Below are 24820 nucleotides of genomic sequence, written 5' to 3' on the forward strand. Positions count from 1 at the left end.
CGCCGGCGGCCGCCTCCCCCCAGGGGGCGGCCGGCAGGGGGGCGTCGGCGGCGGGCGGCGCACCGGCGGGAGGCACCGGCGCACGACCGCCCTGCGGGGGCACGACGCCGACCGGGAGCGTGCGTCCGTCGGCGGCGGCCGGGAGCGAGCGTCCGTCGGCGGCGGCCGGCGGCAGGGCGGGGCCCGGACCGCCCCGCGCGCCAGGGGCGTGCGGGGTCGCGTGGACGGCGCCGCCCGGCGGGAGCGCAGTGCGCTGCCGGTCCTCGCCCGGGGCGCTCCGGGGGGACGTCCCGTGCCAGGGGGTGGCGCGCACTCCGTAGGGGTCGGCGATCTGTCCGGGGGGCGTGCCACCGGGACGTGGGTCCACGCCCAGGCCAGGGGCGTACGGCGCCGGGCCGGAGCCGTCAGCGCGGGCGGCGGCGCCCGGGTCGGCCTCGGTGGGCGGCCGGGCGCCGGGCAGCGCGGCCCGCCCGTTCTGCTGTGCCTCCTGCACCCGGGCGGCGGCGCGTGCGCCCGCCCGGTACGCGGCGATCGCCCCCGCACGGGCGGCCCGGATGTCCCCGCCGCTCTCCAGCGCGGGGCGGCCCGGTTCCCCCGGCGGCCCGGCTCCGTCCGCGCCCTCCGCGCCGGGCACCGGCCGGCCGCCCACGGCCCGCGCCTGGATCGCGGCACGCCGGGCTGCCTCGGCATCCACGCCCTCCGGCGCCCCACCACCGAACCCACCCCCGACACCACCAGGCCGACGGGCGTCGCTGCCGGGCACACCGGACGCCGCGGATCCGCCCGGGCCGACGCCACCGACGGCGCTCCCCGGCCCGCCCGGACCACCGGGTCCGGCGCCGCCACCCGGCCAGGTGGAGTCCCTCGGGCCGGTGGAGGCACCCGGGCCGGCGAGCCCGCCGGGCCCGGCGAGGCTCTGTGGACCGGTGCCCTCCGGCTCCTCCGGGGCCGGTACCGGGTCGTAGCCGGACAGGGCCTCCTCGGCCGCGCCGACCGCGAGGCCGGTCAGCATCACGCGGCCGTCGTCGCAGACGAGGACCGTGCGGGCGGTGATGTTGCGGTGCACCCAGCCGTGCGCGTGCAGCACCCGCAGCGCCATCAGGACATCGGAGGCGACCTCGGCGGCCCGGTACGGCGTCAGCGGACGCTCGGCCAGCAGCGCGGACAGCGGACGCGCCGTCACACACTCGCTGACGATCCACAGCGAACCGCCCTCGGCGAACACGTCGAAGACCTGGTCGAGCCGCGCGTGGTCGGGTATGCGGGCGGCGGCCTGCGCCGCCTCGACGGCGCGCCGCACCGCCGGATCCGTGGGCCGCCGCGTCGCCGACCGGGCCGCCGGGGGCCGCCGCGAGCCGCGGTCACGGGCGGTGAAACCGTCGGGCAGCCCGTCCGCGTCGAGCACCTCCGCCTCGACGACCTCGGGCAACGGCACCTGCCTGACGAGGACTTCCTGCCCGCTGTAGGTGTCGAAGGCGCGGGTCTCGGTGAGTTCGTACTCGTCGGAGGGCGGCAGCGGCAGGCGGTAGCGGTCGGCGAGCACCCGACCCGCATAGTCGTCCACGTTGCCTCCCCCGGCAGCCCTGTCGGTCAATTCGGTTCGCCTTACGGCCCGTTCGGCAGGCGTTCCTGGATGCGTACGGTCCGCGCCCCCTCACGATACGTGCCGGAGGCAATCCGCATTGAGGGCTTGACCGGATTGTCACGCCCCGAAACCCGGACCGCCCGACTCACACCTTGGGTTCGAAGGACCGCGTCAGCGTCTTCCAGGTGCCCTTGCGCAACTCTCCGCCCCACTGCGCGGACTTCGCGGTGTACATCAGCGCGTAACCGACCCGCCCGTCGATGACGAAGCCGCGGTCGATGGTCCGGTACTTCGTGCCGCCCTCGGTGTAGGTGAACTCCCAGTCGGCCGTGTTCCAGCCGCGGTAGTCCACCTGCTCTATCCGGATCCGCTGGTACTGCGCACGCACCATGTAGCGCTCCTGGTTCTTCCAGTCCGCCACCGGGTCGTCCTTGGGCGTACTGGTCCAGGCCACGAGAAGCTTCTGCCCGTCGGGCCCGGTGTACCGGTCTCCCGCCTCGTCCGAGGACCCGTACTTCCAGCCCTCGGGCAGCCCGATCGAGTACCCCTGGCTCCCCTTGTGCGTCTGTGCCACGGGCGCACCGCCGCTGCCACTGGAGTTCGACCGGCCGGAACCACCGTCGCCGGACGCGCTCGCGCTCGGTTCGCTCCCCGCGCCGGACGCGGAGCCCTTCGCCGCGCCCGTACCGGAGGAGGCCGAGGTCTCGCCGTCCGTGCGGGTGCCGCCGTCCTTGTCCTGCTTGGTACCGGCGCTCGCGCCCGCGCTCGCCACCGGCTTGCCGCCGCCGTCCTCGGCGCCGTTGGAGCCGCTGTCGTCACCGAGGGTGAGGGCCAGCACGGTGCCGACCACCGCGAGCACCAGCACCACCGCGATGATCACCAGCGTCCGTTTCGGCACCACGTCCGTGAGCGGCGCCCGGGGCGTCGGCCGCGACGGCAGATCCGGCGGCGGCACCACGGGCCACCCGGAACTCGGCTTCGCCGCACCCGACTTGGCCGCACCCGACTGCGCGCCCGCTCCCGGAGCCGCCGAGCCGGCCGCGGCCGACCGGGAAGCGGACTCGGACGCCCCCGCGGAGTCGGCACCGGCAGCCCCGGCGCCGCTTGCGCCCGCACCGCCGGAACTCGCACCGCCGGAACCCGCGCCGCCGACGGCCGGGGCGGACTCGCCCGCACCCGCCGCCGCGCCCTCTGTGCTCTGGGCCGTCCGGCTCGCCACCCCGGCCGTGGCCGCCCCCGCGGCCTTGCGCACGGAACGCAACGCCCCGCGCAGCTTGTCGGCGGCCTCCTCGCCCCGTTTGCCGCCGCCCGCGGCGGCCCGGTCCGCGGCCCCGCCGGACTGCGTCGGAAGCGGCACGACCCGTGTGGCGTCCATCGCCTCCGGCTCGGGCGCGTGGATCACCGCGTTGAGCATGGCCCGGGCGCCCGCGTCGTCCAGCCGCTGGGCGGCGTCCTTGGTGAGCAGCCCATGGATGACGTCTCTCAGGGGCCCCGCGTTCTTGGGCTCCTCCAAGGGCTCGGTCATCACCGCGGTCAGCGTCGCGATGGCCGACCCCTTGTCGTACGGCGGGGCGCCCTCCACCGCCGCGTACAGCAGGCCGCCGAGCGACCACAGGTCGGCCGCCGGGCCCGGCTTGTGCCCGCGGGCCCGCTCCGGGGAGATGTAGGAGGGCGCGCCGACGAGCATGCCGGTGGAGGTGATGGACGGGTCGCCCTCCACCTGGGCGATGCCGAAGTCGGTGAGCACGACCCGGCCGTCCTCGGCGATCAGCACGTTGGACGGCTTCACATCGCGGTGCAGGATGCCTTCGCGGTGCGCCGAGCGCAGCACGTCGAGGATCGCGAGCCCGACCTCCGCCGCACGCTTGGGCTCCAGCAGGCCGTCCTCCCGGATGACCTCGGCGAGGGACTTGCCCTCCACCAGTTCCATCACGATCCACGGCCGGTCGTCCTCGTCGACCACGTCGAAGACGGTGACCGCGCTGTTGTTGCGGATCCGTGCGATCGCCTTGGCCTCGCGCAGGGTCCGCGTGATCAGGCGCCGCTTCTCCTCCTCGTCGATGTTCGACGGGAACCGCAGCTCCTTGACGGCGACGGTCCGGCCCAGGGTCTCGTCCTCGGCGCGCCACACCGTACCCATGCCGCCGCGGCCGAGCACTTCTCCCAACCGGTATCGCCCGGCGAGGAGACGTCCGCTCTTGTCCTGACGGGATGTCCCCGCCCGATCCGCCTCCGACATGCGTCCCCTCATGCAACCCGCCCTGACAGAGCCTCCATTGTCCCTCACCCGACAAGTGCCCAACGCCCAGGGTGCCCCTCCTGATGCCCCGGGTCCCGCGCTCCTCCTTCCGCTTCCTTCCGGTTCCTTTCCCTGCCGCCATGCCCCGGCGATACTCCTGGCCGTACCCCCCGGCTCGCCGCGCCGGGTCGGCACGCGACGGCGGAACCGAGCCGCCAACCCGCCCCGCTCTCGGTCGACTTCCGCCCTCTCACCTGTTGAAACGGGCGGGCCGCGCACGGAGATCCCGGCTCACCACACCCGTTCGGGTGAAGTCGCCCGGCCGGCTCAGAGCGGCACGATGTCCGGCGCCCCCAGCCGCGCCGCGTCGGCGGTGAGGTCGTCGGGCTGCAACTGGGACTCCCGCTCGGCCTCCACTCGCTTCTCGTAGTGCTCGACCTCACGCTCGATCTGGTCCTTGTCCCAGCCGAGGACGGCCCCCATGAGTCCGGCCGCCTCACGGGCGCTGCGCGTGCCGCGGTCGAAGGTCTCGATGGAGATCCTGGTCCGGCGGGTCAGCACGTCGTCCAGGTGCCGCGCGCCCTCGTGCGTGGCGGCGTACACGACCTCGGCGCGCAGATAGTCGTCGGCCCCCTGGAGGGGGTCGCCCAGCGAGGGGTCGGCGGCGACCAGGTCCAGGACCTCCTCCGCCATCGAGCCGTACCGGTTGAGCAGGTGCTCCACGCGGGCCACATGCAGCCCGGCGCGGGCGGCGATCCGCGCCCGCGCGTTCCACCTCGCCCGGTAGCCCTCCGCGCCCAGCAGCGGGACGTCCTCGGTGACACACTCGGCGACACGCATGTCGAGTCCGTGCACCGCCTCGTCCACCGCGTCCTTCGCCATGACCCGGTACGTCGTGTACTTGCCGCCGGCGACCACGACGAGGCCCGGCGCCGGGTGCGCCACGGTGTGCTCGCGCGACAGCTTGCTGGTCGCGTCGGACTCGCCGGCGAGCAGCGGGCGCAGTCCCGCGTACACACCCTGGACGTCGTCGCGGGAGAGCGGCACCGCGAGCACCGAGTTGACGCGCTCCAGCAGGTAGTCGATGTCCGCGCTGGACGCGGCCGGGTGGGCCTTGTCCAGGTCCCAGTCGGTGTCGGTGGTGCCGACGATCCAGTGCCGCCCCCACGGTATGACGAACAGGACGGACTTCTCCGTGCGCAGGATCAGTCCGGTCGTGGAGTGGATGCGGTCCTTGGGCACCACCAGGTGGATGCCCTTGGAGGCGCGGACGTGGAACTGCCCCCGCTCCCCCACCATCGCCTGGGTGTCGTCGGTCCACACACCGGTGGCGTTGACGACCTGCTTGGCGTGGATCTCGTACTCCCCGCCCGCCTCCACGTCCTGCACCCGGACGCCGACCACCCGCTCGCCCTCGCGCAGGAACGCGGTCACCCGCGCGCGGTTGGCGGCCTTCGCGCCGTAGGACGCCGCGGTCCGCACGAGGGTGGCGACATAACGGGCGTCGTCCACCTGGGCGTCGTAGTACTGGAGGGCGCCGACCAGGGCGTCCTTGCGCAGGGCGGGGGCGACGCGCAGGGCCTGACGGCGGCTCAGGTGCCGGTGCATGGGCAGGCCCCGGCCGTGGCCGCGGGCCATCGACATGGCGTCGTAGAGCGCGACGCCCGAACCGGCGTACAGCCGCTCCCAGCCCTTGTGCTGGAGCGGGTAGAGGAACGGCACGGGCTTGACCAGGTGCGGCGCGAGGCGCTCCAGCAGCAGGCCGCGCTCCTTCAGCGCCTCGCGGACGAGCGCGAAGTCCAGCATCTCCAGATAGCGCAGGCCGCCGTGGATCAGCTTGCTGGACCTGCTGGACGTGCCCGACGCCCAGTCGCGCGCCTCGACCAGGCCGGTGGACAGGCCGCGGGTGACCGCGTCCAGCGCGGTGCCCGCGCCGACCACTCCGCCGCCCACCACCAATATGTCCAGCTCGCGCTCGGTCATGCGCGCGAGGGACTCCGCGCGCTGCGCCGGCCCCAGTGTCGCTGTCCTCACCGCTGCCTCCCGCTGTCGGTCGCGTAGGCCGCACCCGGTGGGCGAAGCCCGGTTCGTCCCCTCCTCATGCCCAAATTCTGACCGGCTTGCCCGACTTCAGCCACCACTGGCCCCCAGCCTGTGGACAACGACCGCGCGACCGGCGGAAGACCGCCGCAAGACACAAGAACACAATCCCACATCACGGTCATATTTACTCCTAGTGTGACATTGCGCTCTCCCGTCCTGTCCACCGGGCTTGCGCACCTGTCCTGCTTCGGCTACTGGGAAGGACGGCCCACGCATGCCCGCAGACCTCGCCGTCATCGGACTCGGCCCCTACGGCCTGCCCCTCGCCCAGGCAGCCGTCGCCGCCGGCATCCCCACACTCGGCTACGCCACCGGGCCGGAGACCGGCTCCCTCAGCCCCGCCGAACTGCGCAGGATGCTCTCGGGGGGCTTCCGGCCGGCCACCGACCCGGCCGGGCTCGGCCGGGTGCGCACCGCGGTGATCTGCGCACCGACCCCACGCGGCGTGGACGGCGGACTCGACCTGAGCCAGGTGGAGTCCGCCGCCCGCACCCTGGCGGCCCGGCTGCGCCCGCACACCACGGTGATCCTGGAGTCGCCGGTGCACCCGGGCACCACCGAGGACTTCCTGCGGCCCCTGCTCGAGAAGGGTTCACGGCTGCGCGCGGGCCGCGACTTCCACCTCGCCTACGCGCCCAGCCGAGTCGACCCCGGCAACCGGGACCACACCCCGGCCAACACACCCAAGGTCATCGGCGGCCTCACCCCGGCCTGCACCGAATCCGCCGCGGCGTTCTACGCACGGCTCACCGACAAGGTGGTACGCGCACGTGGACCGCGCGAGGCGGAGACGGTGCAACTGCTGGAGACGAACTTCCGGCACGTCAACATCGCCCTGGTCAACGAAATGGCCGCTCTGTGCCATGACTTGGGCGTGGACCTGTGGGACGTCATCCGTTGCGCGGAGACCAAGCCGTTCGGCTTCCAGGCGTTCCGGCCCGGCCCCGGCGTCGGCGGCCACGGCGTCCCGCAGGACCTGACCGGCCACGCCGGCCGCCCGCTGCGCATGGTGGAACTGGCCCAGCAGGTCAACGGCCGCATGCCCCGGTACGTCGTCCAGCGGGCCGCGGCCCTCCTCAACGAGCACGGCAAGTCGGCCCGCGGTGCGCGCGTGCTCCTGCTGGGCGTCACCTACAAGGCCGACCTCGCCGACCAGCAGGGCACCCCGGCCCATGAGGTCGCGATCCGGCTGATGGAGCTGGGCGCCTCCGTCAGCTACCACGACCCCCACATCGCGTCCTGGAGCGTCCTGGACCGCCCGGTCCCCCGCGCGGACTCCCTGTACGAGGCCGCGGCCGACGCGGACCTCACGATCCTCCTCCAGCAGCACCGCACGTACGACATGCAGGGCCTGTCGGTGAAGGCTCAACTGCTGCTGGACACACGGGGCGCCACACCCACGGGAGCGGCGCACCGGTTGTGAGGGGGGCGCACGCGACGGGGGCTCACTCCAGAGCCGGTGGCACAGGGCGCCGGCCGACGGGTAGCGTACGAAATCGGACGGAGCCCCACCGCAGCGGCCAACTGCAGCGGGCCCCTGAACGGTGAACGGAGTGTCCACCCCTAGTCTCTATAGGGGTGGCCGCTCACCTTCCGTAAAAGGTGGAGCGCACCGTAGCGGGTACTGGGGCGGGCTCCTGAAAAGTGAACGGAGTGTCCACCCCTAGTTCGTATAGGGGCGGCCGCTCACCTTCCGTAAATCCGCAAGATCCACCTCCTCCGGTACCGGACCTCCCCTCAGCGAATCCGGTACCGTACAAAAAGGTGGAGCCCACCGCAGAGGGCAACTGCAGCGGGCTCCTGAAGGTGAACGGAGTGTCCACCCCTAGCTCGTATAGGGGTGGCCGCTCACCTTCCGTAAATCCGCAAGATCCACCTCCTCCGGAACTTCACCAGCCGAAGCCGAATGCGGTCCCAGCGGGTGGGCATGCGGTGACGGCCCATGGGCGCGCCCCCTTCCACGATGCCGCCCAGAGGCCCGGTAGGGCGGTCCGTCGGAATTCGGGCCGGGCCCCGAGGGCGGGGTCCGGAACCGTGTCCTTGGAAGGGGGCGCCCCAGAGAGCAGGGTCGCCGATCACTGACGCTACCTGCCGAGTTCGCCCGTTCGGCCCATATTCGCCCCGAACGCAACCGCGCGCCCCACGCACACAACACGCGCCCCCGCCAAGCCACTTGGGCATACGGAAGGGCTCGGCTGCCCCTAGGGGCAGCCGAGCCCTTGCCGGCGACTCAGGTCGAGCGCGGTGTCACCTCACCGCCGGTGCTGCGAGTCCGCCACGGTGACCTCCACCCGCTGGAACTCCTTCAGCTCGCTGTAACCGGTGGTCGCCATGGCCCGGCGCAGGGCGCCGAAGAAGTTCATCGAACCGTCGGGGCTGTGGGACGGGCCGGTGAGGATCTCCTCCATCGTGCCCACCGTGCCGAGGTCGACCTTCTGGCCGCGCGGCAGTTCCTCGTTGACCGCCTCCATGCCCCAGTGGTGGCCCTTGCCGGGCGCGTCGGTGGCGCGGGCCAGCGGGGAGCCCATCATCACCGAGTCGGCGCCGCAGGCGATCGCCTTGGGCAGGTCGCCGGACCAGCCGACGCCGCCGTCCGCGATCACATGCACATACCGGCCGCCGGACTCGTCCATGTAGTCCCGGCGCGCGGCCGCCACATCGGCGACCGCCGTGGCCATCGGCACCTGGATGCCGAGCACGTTGCGCGTGGTGTGCGCGGCGCCCCCGCCGAAGCCGACCAGCACACCTGCCGCGCCGGTGCGCATCAGATGCAGGGCGGCCGTGTAGGTGGCACAGCCGCCGACGATCACCGGGACGTCCAGCTCGTAGATGAACTGCTTCAGGTTCAGCGGCTCGTGCGAGGAGGACACATGCTCCGCGGAGACCGTCGTACCGCGGATGACGAAGATGTCGACGCCCGCGTCCACCACCGCCTTGGAGAACTGGGCGGTGCGCTGCGGGGACAGCGCGGCGGCCGTGACCACGCCGGAGTCGCGCACCTCCTTGATGCGCGCGCCGATCAGCTCCTCCTGGATGGGGGCCGCGTAGACCTCCTGGAGCCGCCGCGTCGCCGCCTCGGCGGGCAGTGCGGCGATCTCGTCGAGCAGCGGCTGCGGGTCCTCGTACCGCGTCCACAGGCCCTCCAGGTTCAGCACGCCCAGGCCGCCCAGCTCGCCGATGCGGATCGCCGTGGCCGGGGAGACGACGGAGTCCATGGGGGCGGCCAGGAAGGGCAGCTCGAAGCGGTAGGCGTCGATCTGCCAGGCGATCGAGACCTCCTTCGGGTCCCGCGTACGGCGGCTCGGTACGACGGCGATGTCGTCGAAGGCGTACGCCCGGCGGCCGCGCTTGCCGCGCCCGATCTCGATCTCAGTCACGTCTGTGGCCTTTCCCTGATGCGTTCAGCGTCTTCCAGTATCGCCGACGGGCCGCGCACCGCCCCCGCTCAGGTGCCGGGCACCGCCCTCGCTCAGATGTCGGACGTCGCCCCGCTCGGGTACGGCGAGGACTCGCTCAGCACGACAGCTCAGGCGCGACAAGAGCGGCCCCGGAAGTTCCGGGGCCGCTCCAGGGACGTCGGTCACGCGCGGTGCACGCGCGCGTGGGTCACTGCCTGCTGTAGTTGGGCGCCTCGACCGTCATCTGGATGTCGTGCGGGTGGCTCTCCTTGAGGCCCGCGGAGGTGATCCGCACGAACCGGCCGTTGGACTGCAGCTGCGGCACGGTCCGGCCGCCGACGTAGAACATCGACTGGCGCAGGCCGCCGACCAGCTGGTGGACGACGGAGGACAGCGGGCCGCGGTAGGGCACCTGACCCTCGATGCCCTCGGGGATCAGCTGGTCGTCGGAGGCGACGCCCTCCTGGAAGTAACGGTCCTTGGAGAACGACTTACGGTCGCCGCGGGTCTGCATCGCCCCGAGGGACCCCATGCCGCGGTACGACTTGAACTGCTTGCCGTTGATGAACAGCAGCTCCCCGGGCGACTCCTCGCAGCCCGCGAGCAGCGAGCCGAGCATCACCGTGTCGGCGCCCGCGACAAGCGCCTTGGCGATGTCGCCGGAGTACTGCAGACCGCCGTCGCCGATGACCGGGACACCGGCCTCCTTGGCGGCGAGCGCGGCCTCGTAGATCGCGGTGACCTGCGGGACGCCGACGCCGGCGACGACGCGGGTGGTGCAGATCGAGCCCGGTCCGACACCGACCTTGATGCCGTCGGCGCCCGCGTCGACCAGGGTCTGGGCGCCGTCGCGGGTGGCGATGTTGCCGCCGATGACATCGACGCCCGCGGAGTTCGACTTGATCTTGGCGATCATGTCGCCGACCAGGCGGGAGTGGCCGTGCGCGGTGTCGACGACGATGAAGTCGACGCCGGCCTCGATCAGCGCCTGGGCGCGTTCGAAGGAGTCACCGGCGACGCCGACCGCGGCGCCGACCAGCAGCCGGCCCTCGGCGTCCTTGGCGGCGTTCGGGTACTTCTCCGCCTTGACGAAGTCCTTGACCGTGATCAGGCCCTTGAGGACGCCCTCGTCGTCGACCAACGGCAGCTTCTCGATCTTGTGCTTGCGCAGCAGTTGCACGGCGTCCTCGCCGGAGATCCCCACCTTGCCGGTGACCAGCGGCATCGGCGTCATGACCTCGCGGACCCGACGGCTGCGGTCGGTCTCGAAGGCCATGTCTCGGTTGGTGACGATGCCGAGCAGCCTCTTGTCGCCGTCCGTCACCGGGACGCCGCTGATGCGGAACTTCGCGCACAGGGCGTCGGCCTCGGCGAGCGTGGCGTCGGGGTGCACCGTGATGGGGTCCGCGACCATGCCGGACTCGGAGCGCTTGACCAGGTCGACCTGGTTGGCCTGGTCCTCGATGGAGAGGTTGCGGTGCAGGACGCCGACGCCGCCCTGACGGGCCATCGCGATCGCCATGCGCGATTCGGTGACCTTGTCCATGGCGGCGGACAGGAGCGGGATGTTGACCCGCACGTTCTTGGAGACGTACGAGGCGGTGTCGATGTCGTCGGGCGCCATGTCCGACGCGCCCGGCAGCAGCAAGACGTCGTCGTAGGTCAGCCCGAGTGTCGCGAATTTGCCGGGCACTCCGTCGACGTTGTCAGTCATGACACCTTCCCCAAATGGCCTTGATCGGTGCGGATGTCCATGCTAACGGGAAGCGTGGCTCTCCCATTCCACGGTCCGGGTCGGCCCCGGGCTTCGTATGTTCGTACGGACCGTGCGTCCGGCCCGTTCAGGCGCTGGTCCGCGCCCGCGGGCGGCTACTGCTCGGCCAGCGCCCGCAGGCGGCTGAGCGCCCTGTGCTGCGCCACCCGTACCGCACCGGGTGACATTCCCAACATCTGACCGGTCTCCTCCGCCGTCAAGCCCACCGCGATCCGCAGCAGCAGCAGCTCGCGCTGGTTCTCCGGAAGGTTGGCCAGCAGCTTCTTCGCCCACTCGGCGTCGCTGCTGAGCAGGGCCCGCTCCTCGGGGCCGAGGGAGTCGTCCGGGCGCTCGGGCATCTCGTCGGAGGGGACGGCCGTGGAGCCCGGGTGGCGCATCGCGGCCCGCTGCAGGTCGGCGACCTTGTGCGAGGCGATGGCGAAGACGAACGCCTCGAAGGGCCGGCCGGTGTCCCGGTAGCGGGGCAGCGCGAGGAGGACGGCGACGCAGACCTCCTGCGCGAGGTCCTCGACGAAGTGGCGGGCGTCGCCGGGGAGCCGGGACAGCCGGGTGCGGCAGTAGCGCAGCGCCAGGGGGTGGACATGGGCGAGCAGGTCGTGCGTGGCCTGCTCGTCCCCGTCGACGGCGCGATGCACGAGCGCACCGATCGCCCCATGGGCCGTGCCCGCCTCGTCGTCGCGCATCGGACCATGGTGCCCTGTGGCTGTCCGGTCCGTCGCATCGTGCTGATGGTTGTGCACCGAAGCGTTATGAGCAGGTGCGCCGGCACTCATCTCCTGCGCCCTCCCCTTCCGCTCGACCGACTCGTCCCCGAGAGACTCCACACCTCAAGGATGCGGCATCCGCGGCGAAACGAGCAGCGGGCACCCGCCGGACGGTGCCGCCCGGACCGGTGTCCGCGCCCCCGAGGGGGCGCGGAGAACCGCGTGACCAGCCACGGACGGCCCGCAGTTCACCGAACGCGAAGCCCTGAGCGAGCCTTGGGCCACCAGGGCACCCGCACGCCCGGCGGCGGGGTCCAGGGCGTGTTTCGAAAGTAGCGTCGTCCGCCCGGAGGGCGGGGCCCGCGGCGTCTGGTGCGGTGCATCGCAAGGCGGAGGGTCGTCCGCGTACTGGGCGTACACGGACGATCCCGACAACGCGGCGAGGTCCCATGCCAGGCGTCGCGGGCCAGACGGGACTTTCGAAACACGCCCTAGCGGACCAGACCCCAGCGGAAGCCGAGCGCCACCGCGTGTGCGCGGTCCGAGGCGCCGAGCTTCTTGAACAGGCGCCTTGCATGGGTCTTCACGGTGTCCTCGGAGAGGAACAGTTCGCGGCCGATCTCGGCGTTGGAGCGGCCGTGGCTCATGCCTTCGAGCACCTGGATCTCGCGCGCGGTGAGGGTGGGCGCGGCGCCCATCTCCGCCGAGCGCAGCCGGCGCGGGGCGAGCCGCCAGGTCGGGTCGGCGAGGGCCTGCGTGACCGTGGCGCGCAACTCGGCGCGCGAGGCGTCCTTGTGCAGATAGCCGCGGGCACCGGCGGCGACCGCGAGCGCCACGCCGTCGAGGTCCTCGGCGACGGTGAGCATGATGATGCGGGCCCCGGGATCGGCGGACAGCAGCCGCCGCACGGTCTCGACGCCGCCCAGTCCGGGCATGCGCACGTCCATGAGGATGAGGTCCGAGCGGTCGGCACCCCAGCGGCGGAGGACTTCCTCGCCGTTGGCCGCCGTCGTCACACGCTCGACGCCGGGCACGGTCGCGACCGCGCGGCGGAGCGCCTCTCGGGCAAGCGGGGAGTCGTCGCAGACGAGGACGGATGTCATGGCCGCCCTCCGCAGCTGATGCGCGTCACCTTGAGCCTCCAGGCTGGTACGGAATCGTCACCTGTGCGGTCGACCGTCTCGGACGGCTGCCCGAGCGCTTGTGTTCTCAACCGCCTCCGCACTCTCAACGACGGTCACTCGAAAGAGTTACGGGGCTGCGTGCCATCTTCGGCACTCTACGTGAGGGCGCGCACACGGTGCATACATGCCCGACGGACTCTCAAGTTTTCAGCACAACCTATGCCCCGTTTAGCCCCTTTTCTTCCCATTTCATGGTGTCTGGAGCTAGATTCGCAATGAGTCATATTTTCATCTTCTTAGACCGGACATGTACGGTCGTTGGCACCGCATCCGCCCAGAACGGCGACAAGGGGTCACGTAATGGCAGATTTCTCCCGCCTTCCCGGACCGAACGCGGACCTGTGGGACTGGCAGTTGCTGGCTGCCTGCCGTGGGGTCGACAGTTCGCTCTTCTTCCACCCGGAGGGTGAGCGCGGGGCGGCTCGGAGTGCTCGCGAGAACTCGGCCAAGGAGGTCTGCATGAGGTGCCCGGTCCGCGCGGAGTGCGCGGCGCATGCGCTGGCAGTACGCGAACCGTACGGCGTATGGGGCGGCCTGACCGAGGACGAGCGCGAGGAGCTGATGGGACGGGCGCGGAACCGGCTGGTGTCGGCTTCGTCGACCAGTGGGAACGCCGCACCCAACACCTGAAGGAACGTTTCTGCAACCCCATACCGCTGCGCCCCGGCTGCCCGGCGCGGCGGCACGAGTGCGCCTGCCCGCGCTCCTCACTGACGACGGGCGGCCCGCGCCAGCTGCTCCAGCGTCGCCGCCACCGCCGGCACATGGGCCAGGTCGGGCAGCGTGAGGGCGACGATCTCCCGGCGTACCGCCGGTTCCAGCGCCACCGTGCGCGCGCCCCGGGGGCGGACCGACTCGACCGCGAGCTGCGGCAGGACGGCCACGCCCAGTCCGGCGCCGACCAGACCGACCACAGCCGGATAGTCGTCGGTGGCGAAGTCGATGCGGGGGGTGAAGCCCGCTCCCTCGCACACCTCGACCAACTGACCGCGGCAGCGGGGACAGCCCGCGATCCACGGTTCCGCGGCGAGTTCGCCGATGGCGACGGACCGCGCGCCCGCGAGCCGGTGCCGCTCGGGCACCAGCGCCACCAGACGGTCCGTCAGCAGCGGCCGTAGGACGAGGTCGTCCCATTCCTCGGCGCCCGCCGCGTCCGCGTACCGGAACGCCAGGGTCACATCGCAGTCGCCGGCGCGCAGCAGATCCACGGAGTGCGGGGGCTCCGCCTCCTCGAGAAAGACACGGGTGCCGGGATGGGCGGCGCGCAGCGCGGCGAGGGCGGTGGGGACGAGGGTGGAGCTGCCGCTCGGGAAGGACACCAGGCGGACCCGGCCGGCCCGCAGCCCGGCGATCGCGGCGACCTCCTCCTCGGCCGCGGTCAGCCCGGCGAGGATCCCCGACGCGTGCCGCACCAGCGCCTCGCCCGCCTCCGTCAGACGCATCTCACGACCGCTGCGGACCAGCAGCGGGGTGCCGACCGATGTCTCCAAGGCCTTCATCTGCTGACTGACGGCCGGCTGGGTGCAGCCCAGTTCCCGGCCGGCCGCCGAGAAGGAGCCGGTGGTGGCGACGGCGCGCAGCGCGCGGAGATGACGGGCCTCGATCACTCTTCGAGCATAAGCCGACCTTGCATGGAGTGCCCGATATTGCGTCGACGCTTTGAGCGGGCTGCCGTACGGTGCCCGGCATGCGGCTTCTCTCGGTGCATGTGGGGCGCCCGAAGGCCGTCGACCACACGGACCAGCCGGACGGGCTGACCGGCATCGACAAGCGTCCGGTGGACGGTCCGGTGCGGGCGGCCGCGCCGGGCCCGAAGGGCAGCGGCAGGAGCGGCCTCGCCGGGGACGCGGTCTGCGACCTGCGCCACCACGGCGGTGACGACCAGGCGGTGTACGCGGTCGCGCGCGAGGACCTCGACGACTGGGAGGGCGAGCTGGGCCGGACGCTCGCGGACGGCGGCCTTCGGGGAGAACCTGACGACGAGCGGGCTCGATGTCTCCGGCGCGCTGATCGGCGAGCGCTGGCGGCTCGGCCCGGACGTCGTGCTCGAAGTCACCTGCGGGCGCATTCCGTGCCGGACGTTCCAGGCGCACCTGGGCGAGCGGGGATGGGTGCGGAGGTTCACGCGGAAGGGTGCGCCCGGTGCCTGCCTCCGGGTGATCGAGCCGGGTGAGATCAAGGCGGGCGACCCGGTGCGGATCGTGTACCGGCCGGACCACGAGGTGACGGTCGCCATGCAGTTCCGCGCGGAGACGACCGAGCGGGAGCTGCTGCCCCGCGTGCTCGCGGCGGGCGGGGCCCTGCACCCAAAGGCCCTGGCCGAGGCCCGTGCGTATGGGGCGAAGCACGGCGGCCAGGGGGTCTGAGCGGCCGTAGCAGGCGGCCCGCGAGCGGGCGTCGCACCGGAGGGAGGGCCGCGCGCACAGAACAGATGCCGACCCTGCGGGTAACTACTCTTGGGCCATGACAACGGCTCTGATTACGGGTTCGACGGCGGGGATCGGCGCCGCGTTCGCGCGGCGGCTGGCGGCGGACGGGCATGACCTGGTCCTGGTCGCGCGGGACACCGGACGGCTGCGTGAGCAGGCGACCGAGCTGCACGACCGGCACGGCATCGAGGCGGAGGTGCTGACGGCCGACCTGGCGCAGGACGAGGGCATCGAGGCGGTCGCCGCCCGGCTCGGTGACCGCAGGAACCCCGTCGACCTGCTGGTCAACAACGCCGGCTTCGGCAACAAGGGCCGCTATCTCGACGTACCGATGGCCGATGAGCTGCGGATGCTCAAGGTGCACATCGAGGCGGTGCTGCGGCTGACGTCGGCTGCGAGCGAGGCGATGCGGGAACGCGGGCGCGGCGGGATCCTGAACGTGGCCTCGGTGGCGGCGTTCGTGCCGCGGGGCACGTACGGGGCGTCCAAGGCGTGGGTCGCGCAGTTCACGCAGGGGGTGGCGAGGGATCTGGCCGGTACGGGCGTCCGCCTGATGGCGCTGGCCCCCGGGTTCGTGCGCACCGAGTTCCACCAGCGGGCTGGGATGGGCACGGACAACATCCCGGGGTGGATGTGGCTGGACGCGGACAAGCTGGTCGCGACGGCGCTCGCGGACCTGGCGCGCGGCAGGACGCTGTCCATTCCGGATCCGCGGTACAAGGCGCTGATGGGGCTGGCGAAGATGGCACCGCGCGGACTGGTGGGCGGCATCAGCTCCCGGACCGGGCGCAGGTACGGCCCGCGGTGAGCCCCCGGGGAACTCTCTCGCGCCGGGGGTAGGGGCGCCGCTTGGGTGGGAAGATGGGCGGGACGGAACCGGACCCAGGGGGGCCGGAGGCGGCGTCATGACGTTCGTACAGCTCATCGAGTGCAGGACGAGCCGGTTCGACGAGATGAACCGGCTGCTGGACACCTGGGTCGAGCAGACCAAGGGGAAGCGGACCGCGACATACGACCTGGTGGGCAGGGACCGGTCGGATGCGTCGCACATCGTGGAGATCGTGGAGTTCCCCTCGTACGCGGACGCGATGCGGAACTCGAACCTTCCCGAGACGGGCAAGGTCTACCAGCAGTTGGTCGCCCTCTGCGACGAGATGCCGACATTCATCGACCTGGACGTCGTACGCGAGGAGCCGCTGGGCGCTGAGACGGTGCGGCGCTTCTTCGCGACGCTCGCGGCGCCGGGTGAGCTGGGGCCGCTGAACGACCTGCTCGACGAGGACGTGCACAGCCATGATCCGCTCAATCCGCAGGACACGATCGGGCTGGACTCGGTCCGCGCGGAGTACCGGATGTGGCGGGCCGCCTTCGACTCCGCCTTCACCGTGGAGGATCTGATCGTCCAGGGCGACCGGGCCTGTGCCCGCTGGACCTGGAACGCCACGCACCGGGGGGAGTTCCTGGGGATCACCGCCACCGGCAGGCGGGTCACCACGACCGGTACCACCGTCTTCCGGTTCGGCGCGAACGGCCGGATCGCCGAGACCTGGTGGCAGCACGACCAGTTGGGTCTGATGCAGCAGTTGGGCGCGCTCGACCAGCTGGAACAGTGACCGCGGTGACCGCAGCGGGCAGCGCGAGGGCCCGGCGCCCTTTCGGGTGCCGGGCCCTCGCTGCCGGGTGTCAGTGGGCGTGGCCGTGGCCGTGGCCCGCGGCGGCCGGCTCCTCTTCTTCCTTCTTCTCGACGACCAGGGTCTCGGTCGTCAGCAGGAGGGAGGCGATGGAGGCGGCGTTCTCCAGGGCGGAGCGGGTGACCTTCACCGGGTCGATGACGCCGGCCTTGACCAGGTCGCCGTACTCGCCGGTGGCGGCGTTGTAGCCGTTGCCCTTGTCCAGCTCCTTGACCTTGGAGACGATCACGTAGCCCTCAAGGCCCGCGTTCTCCGCGATCCAGCGCAGCGGCTCGACGACGGCGTTGCGGACGACCGCGACACCGGTGGCCTCGTCGCCGGACTTGTCGAGGTTGCCGTCCAGGACCTTGGAGGAGTGGACGAGCGCGGAGCCACCACCGGAGACGATGCCCTCCTCGACCGCGGCGCGGGTCGCGGAGATGGCGTCCTCCAGACGGTGCTTCTTCTCCTTCAGCTCCACCTCGGTGGCGGCGCCGACCTTGATCACGCACACGCCGCCGGCCAGCTTCGCGAGGCGCTCCTGGAGCTTCTCGCGGTCCCAGTCGGAGTCGGTGTTCTCGATCTCGGCCTTGATCTGCGCGATGCGGCCCTCGACGTCCGACTTGTTGCCGGCGCCGTCGACGAGGGTGGTGTCGTCCTTGGTGACGGTGATGCGGCGGGCGGTGCCGAGCACGTCCAGACCGACCTGGTCCAGCTTGAGGCCGACCTCCTCGGAGATGACGGTGGCGCCGGTGAGGATCGCCATGTCCTCCAGCATCGCCTTGCGGCGGTCGCCGAAGCCCGGGGCCTTCACCGCGACGGCGTTGAAGGTGCCGCGGATCTTGTTGACGACCAGGGTCGACAGGGCCTCGCCCTCGACGTCCTCGGCGATGATCAGCAGCGGCTTGGAGGAGCCCGCCTGGATGACCTTCTCCAGCAGCGGCAGCAGGTCGGCGATGGCGGAGATCTTGCCCTGGTTGATGAGGATGTACGGGTCCTCCAGGACGGCCTCCATGCGCTCCTGGTCCGTCACGAAGTACGGCGACAGGTAGCCCTTGTCGAAGGCCATGCCCTCGGTGAAGTCCAGTTCGAGGCCGAAGGTGTTGGACTCCTCGACGGTGATCACACCGTCCTTGCCGACCTTGTCCATCGCCTCGGCGATCAGCTCGCCGACCTGCTGGTCCTGGGCGGACAGCGCGGCGACGGCGGCGATGTCGGACTTCTCGTCGATCGGCCGGGCCGAGCCGAGCAGGTCCTCGGAGATGGCCTTGACCGCGGCGTCGATGCCCTTCTTCAGGGCGGCCGGGGAGGCGCCGGCGGCGACGTTCCTCAGGCCCTCGCGCACCAGGGCCTGGGCCAGCACGGTGGCGGTGGTGGTGCCGTCACCCGCGATGTCGTTGGTCTTGGTCGCCACCTCCTTCACCAGCTGGGCGCCGAGGTTCTCGTACGGGTCCTCGATCTCGACCTCACGGGCGATGGTGACACCGTCGTTGGTGATGGTGGGTGCGCCGAACTTCTTGTCGATGACGACGTTGCGGCCCTTGGGGCCGATCGTCACCTTCACCGTGTCGGCCAGCTTGTTGACGCCGCGCTCAAGGGCGCGACGGGCGTCCTCGTCGAACTTCAGGATCTTCGCCATGGCAGCGGGGGCCCTCTCGGAAATCTGGTGGTAAAGACGCTGCGCCCCGGGCGCCCGGCTTCTTGATGGCGGGGCCAGGGGCGCAGCTCACAGCACGAGTGCTGGGGTGAATTACTTCTCGATGATCGCGAGCACGTCGCGGGCCGAGAGAACGAGGTACTCCTCGTTGTTGTACTTCACCTCGGTGCCGCCGTACTTGCTGTAGAGCACGACGTCGCCGACGCTGACGTCGAGCGGAAGACGGTTGCCGTCCTCGAAACGGCCCGGGCCCACGGCCAGGACGACGCCCTCCTGGGGCTTTTCCTTGGCGGTGTCCGGAATGACCAGGCCCGAGGCCGTGGTCTGCTCGGCGTCGAGCGGCTGGACCACGATGCGGTCCTCGAGCGGCTTGATGGCAACCTTGGAGCTGGCGGTCGTCACGATCCGACCTCCCCCTTCGGAGATCTCACGGGGTTAACTGTCTGAGGTGGCGACCAGGTCGATCCGTCGTCGCGGGTGCCGGACCTGCCCGTCGCGTTGTTGGCACTCTCCATGGGGGAGTGCCAGAGCCGAGACTATGACTGCGATTAGCACTCGGTCAAGCGGAGTGCCAATCGACCGTGGCGCGTCCGGCCCCGACGGCTCACAGGTAGTCCTCCAGACGGCCCACGGTCAGACCCGCGGACTGGACCCGCCGGAGCAGGCGCGTCGTGCGCTCCCTGAGGGTGGGTCCGGTGGACTCGTCGGGGCCGACCAGGATGATGTCGCCGGGGCTCAGGCGCTTGTCACCCCGGACGTAGTCGAGGGTGTCGGCGCCCATCGCGGCCCGCCACAGGATCACCGCGGCGATGCCGCAGTCGGCCGCCGCGCGCAGGGTCGTCGTGTCGTACGTGCCGTAGGGCGGGCGGAAGAGCCGGGGGCGGACGCCGAAACGGGACTTGAGCTTGTCCTGCTGGCCGCAGATCTCGGCGCGCTGCCCCGCGTAGGGCAGTCCGCCCAGGGCGGGATGGTCGAGGGTGTGGTTCTGGACGTCGGCGCCGACCGAGCGGAGGCGGGCGAAGTGGCCGTAGCCCGGGCCGACGACGCTGTCGGTGAGGAAGAAACTGACCGGGAGCCGCAGGTCGCGGACCATGTCGATGAACCGGGGGTCCCGCTCGGCGCCGTCGTCGTAGGTGAGGAAGACGACCGGGTCGGATGTCGTCACATGGTCCAGGACCGGGGGCAGCGGGCGGCCCGCGGTGCCGGCCGGCAGGGGGCGCGCCGCGGGCTTGGGGGCGGGGGCGAGCGGGGCGTTCAGGCCCCATCGGCGGTAGGGCTGCCCGGTGGCCGGGCCGGGTGACCGTACGCCCTGGGCGGCCTTCTTGCCGAGCCGTTCGATGGGGTCGACGGACTGCGCGCAGCCGGCCAGCAGCAGGACACCGGCCAGGGCCGCGGCGGCCGGCGTCCGGCACCGTGCCGCCGGCGTGAGCCGCCCCGGGCGCCTCACAGGTAGTCCTCCAGGCGTGCCACCGCGTACCCCTCGCGGGTGACCTTGTTCAGAAACCGCCGGACCATGTCGGTCATGGACCCGTCCCAGTCGGAGCGGCCCCGGAAGTGGGTGAGCACGATGTCCCCGGGATGCAGGCTGCGGTCCCACTCGCGGTACTCCCAGTGGTCGACGAAGACCTCCTCGTCCCAGATCGGCGCGTACTTGATCCCACAGGACTTGGCGGCGACCAGGGTGTCCCGGTTGTAGTTGCCGTAGGGCGGGCGGAAGACGGTCGGGCGCTTGCCGAGCTGCTTCTCCAGGATGTCCTGCATGCCGCAGATCTCGTCCCGCTGCTCCTCGTAGGACAGGCCGGGCAGATAGGGGTGGTGGAGGGTGTGGTTGTTGAGCGTGATGCCCTGCGACTGCATCTTGCGGAAGTAGCCGTAGTCGTCCTTGGCCAGGTAGTCGCTGAGGAAGGCGGTGTACGGGATCTTCAGGTCGGCCATCATGCGCAGGAACGCCGGGTCCTTCTCGGCGCCGTCGTCGATGGTGAGGAAGACGACCTTCTGCTGGGTGGGGATCGTGGTGAAGACCGGGGGCAGGCCCAGTTCCTCCTGGTCCTCGACCTCGAAGCCGTCGCGGGCGGTGATCGGCGGCTTGTGCGCCGGGGGCCGGGGGGGCGTCAGGGGGACCTCGTCCAGGCCCCAGCGGCGGGCGGCGGCGGCCAGGGTGGCGCGGTCGGCGGCGCGCCGGGCGTCGTAGTCGTCCAGACGGGGAGCGGGGGGCGCCTGGTGCGGCTGCCGGCCCGCGGCGGGGCGGACGTCCGCGTCACCGCCCGGCGCCGTGCAGCCGGAGACGACGGCGGTGACGGCGAGCAGGGCGAGGCCGCCCCGGACGGATGTTCTTCCACGATGCGCACTAATTTTGTCATTTTGTACTACTACTCGCATGGTGCCGGATCCTCGCAGCCACCGGCCGCCGATCCGGTCCGACACCGCCGCCGCGGGCGCAGCATCCATCGACTGGCCCACAATGACCCGGTGAACGACCTGCTTCCCTTCCGCTCGCTGCTCACCCCCGAGGGCCGTGCCCTCCTCGACGAGGTACGCGACACGCGGCCCGGCGACGAACTCGCCGTCGCCACCCGCCTGCGCCGCGCGCACCCGGCCGAACTGGTCTCGGCGGCCCTCGGCCAGGCCCGGCTGCGGCAGCGGGCGGCGGCGAAGTTCGGGGCGGACGCGGGGCGGATGTACTTCACGCCCGACGGGGTCGAGCAGGCGACCCGGACCAGCGTGGCGACGTACCGGGCGGCACGCCTGCGCGACCTGGGCGTCGGCTCCGTCGCCGATCTGTGCTGCGGCATCGGCGGCGACGCCATCGCGTTCGCCCGCGCCGGGATCCGGGTGCTCGCCGTGGACCGGGATCCGCTGACGGCCGAGGTCGCCCGCGCCAACGCGGCGGCACTGGGCCTTGAGGAGCTGATCGAGGTGCGGGAGGCGGATGTCACCGGGGTCGACACCTCCGGCTGGGACGCGGTGTTCGTCGACCCGGCCCGGCGCGGCGGCAGAACCGGAGGAGCCGCGCGAGGGGCGTCGGTGGCGGGCGGCGGCCGGGCGACGGGCGGGCGGATCTTCGACCCGGAGGGCTACTCGCCGCCGCTGTCCTGGGCGGTGGGGGCGGCGTCGACGGCGCGCACGGCCGCGCTGAAGATCGCGCCGGGGATCGCCCACGAGACGATCCCGGACCGGGCCGAGGCCGAGTGGATCTCGGACGGCGGTGAGGTGAAGGAGGCGGTGCTCTGGTTCGGCACCGGGACACCGGGCGCCGTGCGGGCCACCCTGCTGCCCGGTCCGCGCAGCCTGCTCGGCCGGGGGCTGCCGGACCCCGAAGTGCGGCCCGTGGGGCGGTACTTGTACGAACCCGACGGCGCCGTCATCCGGGCGCACCTGGTGGCCGAGGTGGCCGCGGAGCTGGGCGGCGGGCTGATCGACCCGACCATCGCCTATGTGACCGCGGACGAACTGCGGGCGACGCCGTACGCCACGTCGTACGAGATCACCGACCGGCTCCCCTTCAACGTCAAGAAGTTGAAGGCGCTGCTGCGGGAGCGGCGGGTCGGGACGCTGACCGTGAAGAAGCGGGGGTCGGCGGTGGAGCCGGAGGAACTGCGCAGGAAGGTCAGGCCGCAGGGGCCGAACGCGGCGACCGTGTTCCTCACGCGCGTCGCGGGGGCGCCGACCATGCTGGTCGGGGCCCCCGCGACGGCGACCGCTACTGGTTCTGGGCCGTCCTGAGCGCTTCCAGGTTCGGCTCGGCGGCCGGCCGGCCGGACTTGGCCGGGGCGGCTGCGGGCCCCTCGCCGCCGGCCCGCAGCGCGAAGGACTGCGGGCCCGCGCTGTCGACGCCGTTGTAGAACGGCCGGTACACGAAGTCGCTCCCGCCGGCGCTGATCGACGCACCTGCCGTGTTGAGCGCGCCCAGGGTGACCGAGCCGGTGTCGCCGAAGGCGATGACGGACTGGGTGCCCGCGGACTGGCGCAGCAGATAGCTCTTCGTGTCGTTCGACAGGCCGGGCCGGGAGGTCCACAGGATCGGGCCGTAGACGTTCATCGCCGCGCCCGCGGACATCCCGTCGCGCCAGGAGCCGGTGTAGGCGACCGCGACCGTGCGCGGCGTGGTCCACCAGAGCTTGGCGACGGCCACCGAGAGGGCCTCGGCGCTGCCCGCCGTGACCGGGTAGTAGTAGTACGTCGACGGCCACTTGGAGAAGTATGTGTGCGTCACCGCGTACTTCGCCGCCGACCCGACCGGGATGATCATGGTCTTGTCGGGGTTCAGGCCGTTGAGGTACGACTTCACCGCCGAGGACAGCGTGTTGCCGCTGGTGAGGACGAGACCGCCCGCGCCGCCCGTGCCGTCTGCGCCCGCCGCGGCGGCCGCCGCAAGGGCCGCCTTGTAGTCGGTGCCGCTGGCCAGGAAGACGTACTTCGGGCTGCCGGTCACCGCCTTGGCCGCCGAGACGGAGGTCGCGTAGCGGTCCGCGGCGGAGATCCGCTTGGGGACGTAGCCGAGGGTCCGCAGCTGCGCGGCGACGTCGCCGGACAGGACGGATGTGCCGCCCAGCATCCAGACGTTCGCGCCCGGCTTCAGCACCCGCTTCAGCTCGTTCTTCACCGCCGTCGACAGCCCGGTCTTCGGCGTCATCAGCACCGGGCCCTGCTTCTTGCCGGCCAGCGTGGGCGCGGTGAGCGAGTAGGCCGAGTCGTCCCGGTTGACCAGCACCGCGGACTTCGCGTTCAGCAGGCCGGGCCTGCTCGTGCCGACCGTGTTCCAACTCCAGCGGGAGGAGGCGACGTTGGTGGCGTAGGAGTCGGCGCCCCAGACCCGGCCGGTGGTGTTCTTGCGCAGCGGCTGCCAGCTGGGATTGTCGCCGATGCTCAGGCCCGCACCGCCCGCGACCTTGGTCAGCTCGCCGGTGGCCACGTCGGCGTACTCGATCGTGTGCACGTCGTCGCTGTTCGGCGAGGTGTGGGCGTCGAAGACGATCCGGGTGCCGGTGGGCGACCAGGACGGGTTGGCGTACTGCCGCGGGCCGGTGGTCAGCTGCTTGACGTCGGTGCCGTCGGCGTCGGCCGTGAAGATCTGGGTGTTGCCGTCGGCGTCCGGGCGGACGAAGGCCAGCTTGGTGCCGTCGGGCGAGTAGTCGGGCTGCCGGGCGTCGGTGAGGACGCGCTTGACCGTCTGCGCGGACCCGTCGTAGACGTAGACGCCGGCGTTGTCCAAGCAGCCGTGGCCGGTGGTGCGCTGGAAGGCGACCAGGCCCGTGGTGCTCACCGTCGGGTGGGTGTCGCAGACGGTGGACGGCTCCAGGGCGTTGGTCAGCAGCGGCTGCGGGGCCCACGACCCGTCCGAGGGGCCGTGGACGAGCTGGCCGCCGGTGGAGAAGACGACGTACCCGCCGCTCCAGCCGAAGGCCAGGTCCTCGTACGGGGCGCTGGAGCGCACACCTTCGGCCCACGGCAGGGTGATCTTGGCGGAGCCGCTGGGGCGGAAGCTGGAGATCCGGCCCGAGCTGGTGATCAGCCGGCTGCCGTCCGGCGCCCAGGCGGCGTGGTCGCCCCCCACATCGGGGATCTGGGTGGCCTTGCCGGTCGCCGGGTCGATCAGGGTGCCCCCGTCGACGAGGATCTTGCCTTCGGTGCCGGGCCAGGGCCCCGCGTCGTCGGCGGCGGCGCCCGGCGCGGTCGCCAGGGTGCCCACCGCGGCGAGCACCGCCGCGGTCGCGAGCGCCGCGGCACGGCGGCGCGTGAACAGTCTCAAGTTGTCGACCCCCCACGGTCGGATGACATGTCAGTCGAGTGCCGCGCGCGGCCGGGTCGGCTTCTTTCCCCCAGGCGACCACACAGCCGTTCCACAGCGGCTGAGTCACTGTAGTGCCCACCGGGACGGGGTGAACACGGCTACGAATGAACAGAGTTGATACTTCAGGTTACGAATCGCACCCCAGGGGGATTCAGCGCAGCGACGCCCACAGGTCGCTCGCCGCCGGTTCGCGGGCCACCACCCGGTTGCGGTCGTACGGCGCCGGCACCACCGGCATCATCACCGTCGTCACCCGGTCCGCCGTCAGCCCCTTTGGCGGAGAAGA

The 24820-nt window shown here is 72.0% G+C and carries 18 protein-coding genes and 2 pseudogenes; 6 read left to right on the top strand and 14 right to left on the bottom strand.

The window, feature by feature from the left end; genetic code table 11:
* The 3 genes from ABT245_RS37815 to ABT245_RS37825 form a co-directional block, all read right to left on the bottom strand.
* A partial coding sequence (locus ABT245_RS37815) for a protein kinase (RefSeq protein WP_351743166.1) occupies window positions 1-1564 on the bottom strand: 1564 nt, incomplete at its 3' end.
* Between the two features lie 166 nt (window positions 1565-1730).
* Window positions 1731-3824, bottom strand: coding sequence for a serine/threonine-protein kinase (locus ABT245_RS37820; protein WP_351743168.1), 2094 nt, complete (start codon window positions 3822-3824; stop codon window positions 1731-1733).
* Window positions 3825-4151: 327 nt separating this feature from the next.
* Window positions 4152-5858, bottom strand: coding sequence for a glycerol-3-phosphate dehydrogenase/oxidase (locus ABT245_RS37825; protein ID WP_351743170.1), 1707 nt, complete (start codon window positions 5856-5858; stop codon window positions 4152-4154).
* A 283-nt stretch (window positions 5859-6141) separates the two neighbouring features.
* Here ABT245_RS37825 and ABT245_RS37830 point away from each other — a divergent pair, with 283 nt between their 5' ends.
* Entirely contained in the window at window positions 6142-7350 is a 1209-nt protein-coding gene (locus ABT245_RS37830) for a nucleotide sugar dehydrogenase (protein ID WP_351743173.1), read from the top strand.
* Between the two features lie 829 nt (window positions 7351-8179).
* Here ABT245_RS37830 and ABT245_RS37835 read toward each other — a convergent pair.
* From ABT245_RS37835 to ABT245_RS37850, 4 genes are all read right to left on the bottom strand, one after another.
* The gene (locus ABT245_RS37835; protein WP_351743175.1) at window positions 8180-9304 is read right to left on the bottom strand and encodes a GuaB3 family IMP dehydrogenase-related protein; all 1125 of its coding nucleotides are present in this window, start codon (window positions 9302-9304) and stop codon (window positions 8180-8182) included.
* A gap of 229 nt (window positions 9305-9533) precedes the next feature.
* Window positions 9534-11039 carry an IMP dehydrogenase gene (guaB, locus tag ABT245_RS37840; RefSeq protein WP_351743178.1) on the bottom strand — a complete coding sequence of 502 codons (1506 nt, stop codon included), beginning with the start codon at window positions 11037-11039 and terminating at the stop codon, window positions 9534-9536.
* A gap of 155 nt (window positions 11040-11194) precedes the next feature.
* Entirely contained in the window at window positions 11195-11782 is a 588-nt protein-coding gene (locus tag ABT245_RS37845) for a sigma-70 family RNA polymerase sigma factor (protein WP_030641278.1), read from the bottom strand.
* 512 nt (window positions 11783-12294) lie between these two features.
* A complete protein-coding gene (locus ABT245_RS37850) occupies window positions 12295-12906 on the bottom strand; it encodes a response regulator transcription factor (protein WP_003948568.1) in 612 nt (203 codons plus the stop codon).
* 381 nt (window positions 12907-13287) lie between these two features.
* On the opposite strand from ABT245_RS37850, the gene ABT245_RS37855 reads away from it, so the two are divergent.
* A complete protein-coding gene (locus ABT245_RS37855; RefSeq protein WP_351743181.1) occupies window positions 13288-13617 on the top strand; it encodes a WhiB family transcriptional regulator in 330 nt (109 codons plus the stop codon).
* A gap of 77 nt (window positions 13618-13694) precedes the next feature.
* On the opposite strand, the gene ABT245_RS37860 is transcribed toward ABT245_RS37855, so the two are convergent.
* Window positions 13695-14594, bottom strand: a complete 900-nt coding sequence (locus ABT245_RS37860; RefSeq protein ID WP_351743184.1) for a LysR family transcriptional regulator — start codon at window positions 14592-14594, stop codon at window positions 13695-13697.
* Between the two features lie 80 nt (window positions 14595-14674).
* Here ABT245_RS37860 and ABT245_RS37865 point away from each other — a divergent pair.
* The 3 genes and pseudogenes from ABT245_RS37865 (at window position 14675) to ABT245_RS37875 (ending at window position 17029) form a co-directional block, all read left to right on the top strand.
* Window positions 14675-15353 (top strand): annotated as a pseudogene (locus ABT245_RS37865) (MOSC domain-containing protein).
* 97 nt (window positions 15354-15450) lie between these two features.
* Window positions 15451-16224 carry an SDR family NAD(P)-dependent oxidoreductase gene (locus ABT245_RS37870; RefSeq protein WP_351743186.1) on the top strand — a complete coding sequence of 258 codons (774 nt, stop codon included), beginning with the start codon at window positions 15451-15453 and terminating at the stop codon, window positions 16222-16224.
* A 97-nt stretch (window positions 16225-16321) separates the two neighbouring features.
* Complete coding sequence (locus ABT245_RS37875) at window positions 16322-17029, top strand: ester cyclase (RefSeq protein ID WP_351743189.1); 708 nt, start codon at window positions 16322-16324, stop codon at window positions 17027-17029.
* Window positions 17030-17099: 70 nt separating this feature from the next.
* Here the strand turns inward: ABT245_RS37875 and groL are convergent, their stop codons facing one another.
* From groL to ABT245_RS37895, 4 genes are all read right to left on the bottom strand, one after another.
* Complete coding sequence (gene groL, locus ABT245_RS37880) at window positions 17100-18725, bottom strand: chaperonin GroEL (protein ID WP_351743192.1); 1626 nt, start codon at window positions 18723-18725, stop codon at window positions 17100-17102.
* A 111-nt stretch (window positions 18726-18836) separates the two neighbouring features.
* Window positions 18837-19145 carry a co-chaperone GroES gene (gene groES / locus ABT245_RS37885; RefSeq protein ID WP_132856129.1) on the bottom strand — a complete coding sequence of 103 codons (309 nt, stop codon included), beginning with the start codon at window positions 19143-19145 and terminating at the stop codon, window positions 18837-18839.
* Between the two features lie 202 nt (window positions 19146-19347).
* The gene (locus ABT245_RS37890) at window positions 19348-20190 is read right to left on the bottom strand and encodes a polysaccharide deacetylase family protein (RefSeq protein ID WP_351743194.1); all 843 of its coding nucleotides are present in this window, start codon (window positions 20188-20190) and stop codon (window positions 19348-19350) included.
* Complete coding sequence (locus tag ABT245_RS37895) at window positions 20187-21122, bottom strand: polysaccharide deacetylase family protein (RefSeq protein ID WP_351743197.1); 936 nt, start codon at window positions 21120-21122, stop codon at window positions 20187-20189. Before ABT245_RS37895 ends, ABT245_RS37890 begins: the two co-directional genes overlap by 4 nt.
* Before the next feature lie 90 nt (window positions 21123-21212).
* Between ABT245_RS37895 and ABT245_RS37900 the strand changes: the two genes are divergently transcribed.
* Window positions 21213-22466 (top strand): class I SAM-dependent methyltransferase, encoded by a 1254-nt coding sequence (locus tag ABT245_RS37900; protein ID WP_502982263.1) that lies wholly within the window; start codon window positions 21213-21215, stop codon window positions 22464-22466.
* Here ABT245_RS37900 and ABT245_RS37905 read toward each other — a convergent pair.
* Entirely contained in the window at window positions 22444-24492 is a 2049-nt protein-coding gene (locus ABT245_RS37905; protein WP_351743202.1) for a cell wall-binding repeat-containing protein, read from the bottom strand. The genes ABT245_RS37900 and ABT245_RS37905 overlap by 23 nt on opposite strands.
* 193 nt (window positions 24493-24685) lie before the next feature.
* A pseudogene (locus ABT245_RS37910) lies at window positions 24686-24808 on the bottom strand (LCP family protein); the annotation flags it as partial.
* Between the last annotated feature and the right edge of the window lie 12 nt (window positions 24809-24820).

Source organism: Streptomyces sp. NPDC001508, from assembly GCF_040298665.1.
Lineage (GTDB): Bacteria > Actinomycetota > Actinomycetes > Streptomycetales > Streptomycetaceae > Streptomyces.

Excerpts from the sequence above, each read along its gene's own strand:
- ABT245_RS37820 (WP_351743168.1), bottom strand. The coding sequence starts at position 3,824 with ATGTCGGAGGCGGATCGGGCGGGGACATCCCGTCAGGACAAGAGCGGA.
- ABT245_RS37830 (WP_351743173.1), top strand. The coding sequence starts at position 6,142 with ATGCCCGCAGACCTCGCCGTCATCGGACTCGGCCCCTACGGCCTGCCC.
- guaB (WP_351743178.1), bottom strand. The coding sequence starts at position 11,039 with ATGACTGACAACGTCGACGGAGTGCCCGGCAAATTCGCGACACTCGGG.
- ABT245_RS37845 (WP_030641278.1), bottom strand. The coding sequence starts at position 11,782 with ATGCGCGACGACGAGGCGGGCACGGCCCATGGGGCGATCGGTGCGCTC.
- ABT245_RS37850 (WP_003948568.1), bottom strand. The coding sequence starts at position 12,906 with ATGACATCCGTCCTCGTCTGCGACGACTCCCCGCTTGCCCGAGAGGCG.
- ABT245_RS37855 (WP_351743181.1), top strand. The coding sequence starts at position 13,288 with ATGGCAGATTTCTCCCGCCTTCCCGGACCGAACGCGGACCTGTGGGAC.
- ABT245_RS37870 (WP_351743186.1), top strand. The coding sequence starts at position 15,451 with ATGACAACGGCTCTGATTACGGGTTCGACGGCGGGGATCGGCGCCGCG.
- ABT245_RS37875 (WP_351743189.1), top strand. The coding sequence starts at position 16,322 with ATGACGTTCGTACAGCTCATCGAGTGCAGGACGAGCCGGTTCGACGAG.
- groL (WP_351743192.1), bottom strand. The coding sequence starts at position 18,725 with ATGGCGAAGATCCTGAAGTTCGACGAGGACGCCCGTCGCGCCCTTGAG.
- ABT245_RS37895 (WP_351743197.1), bottom strand. The coding sequence starts at position 21,122 with ATGCGAGTAGTAGTACAAAATGACAAAATTAGTGCGCATCGTGGAAGA.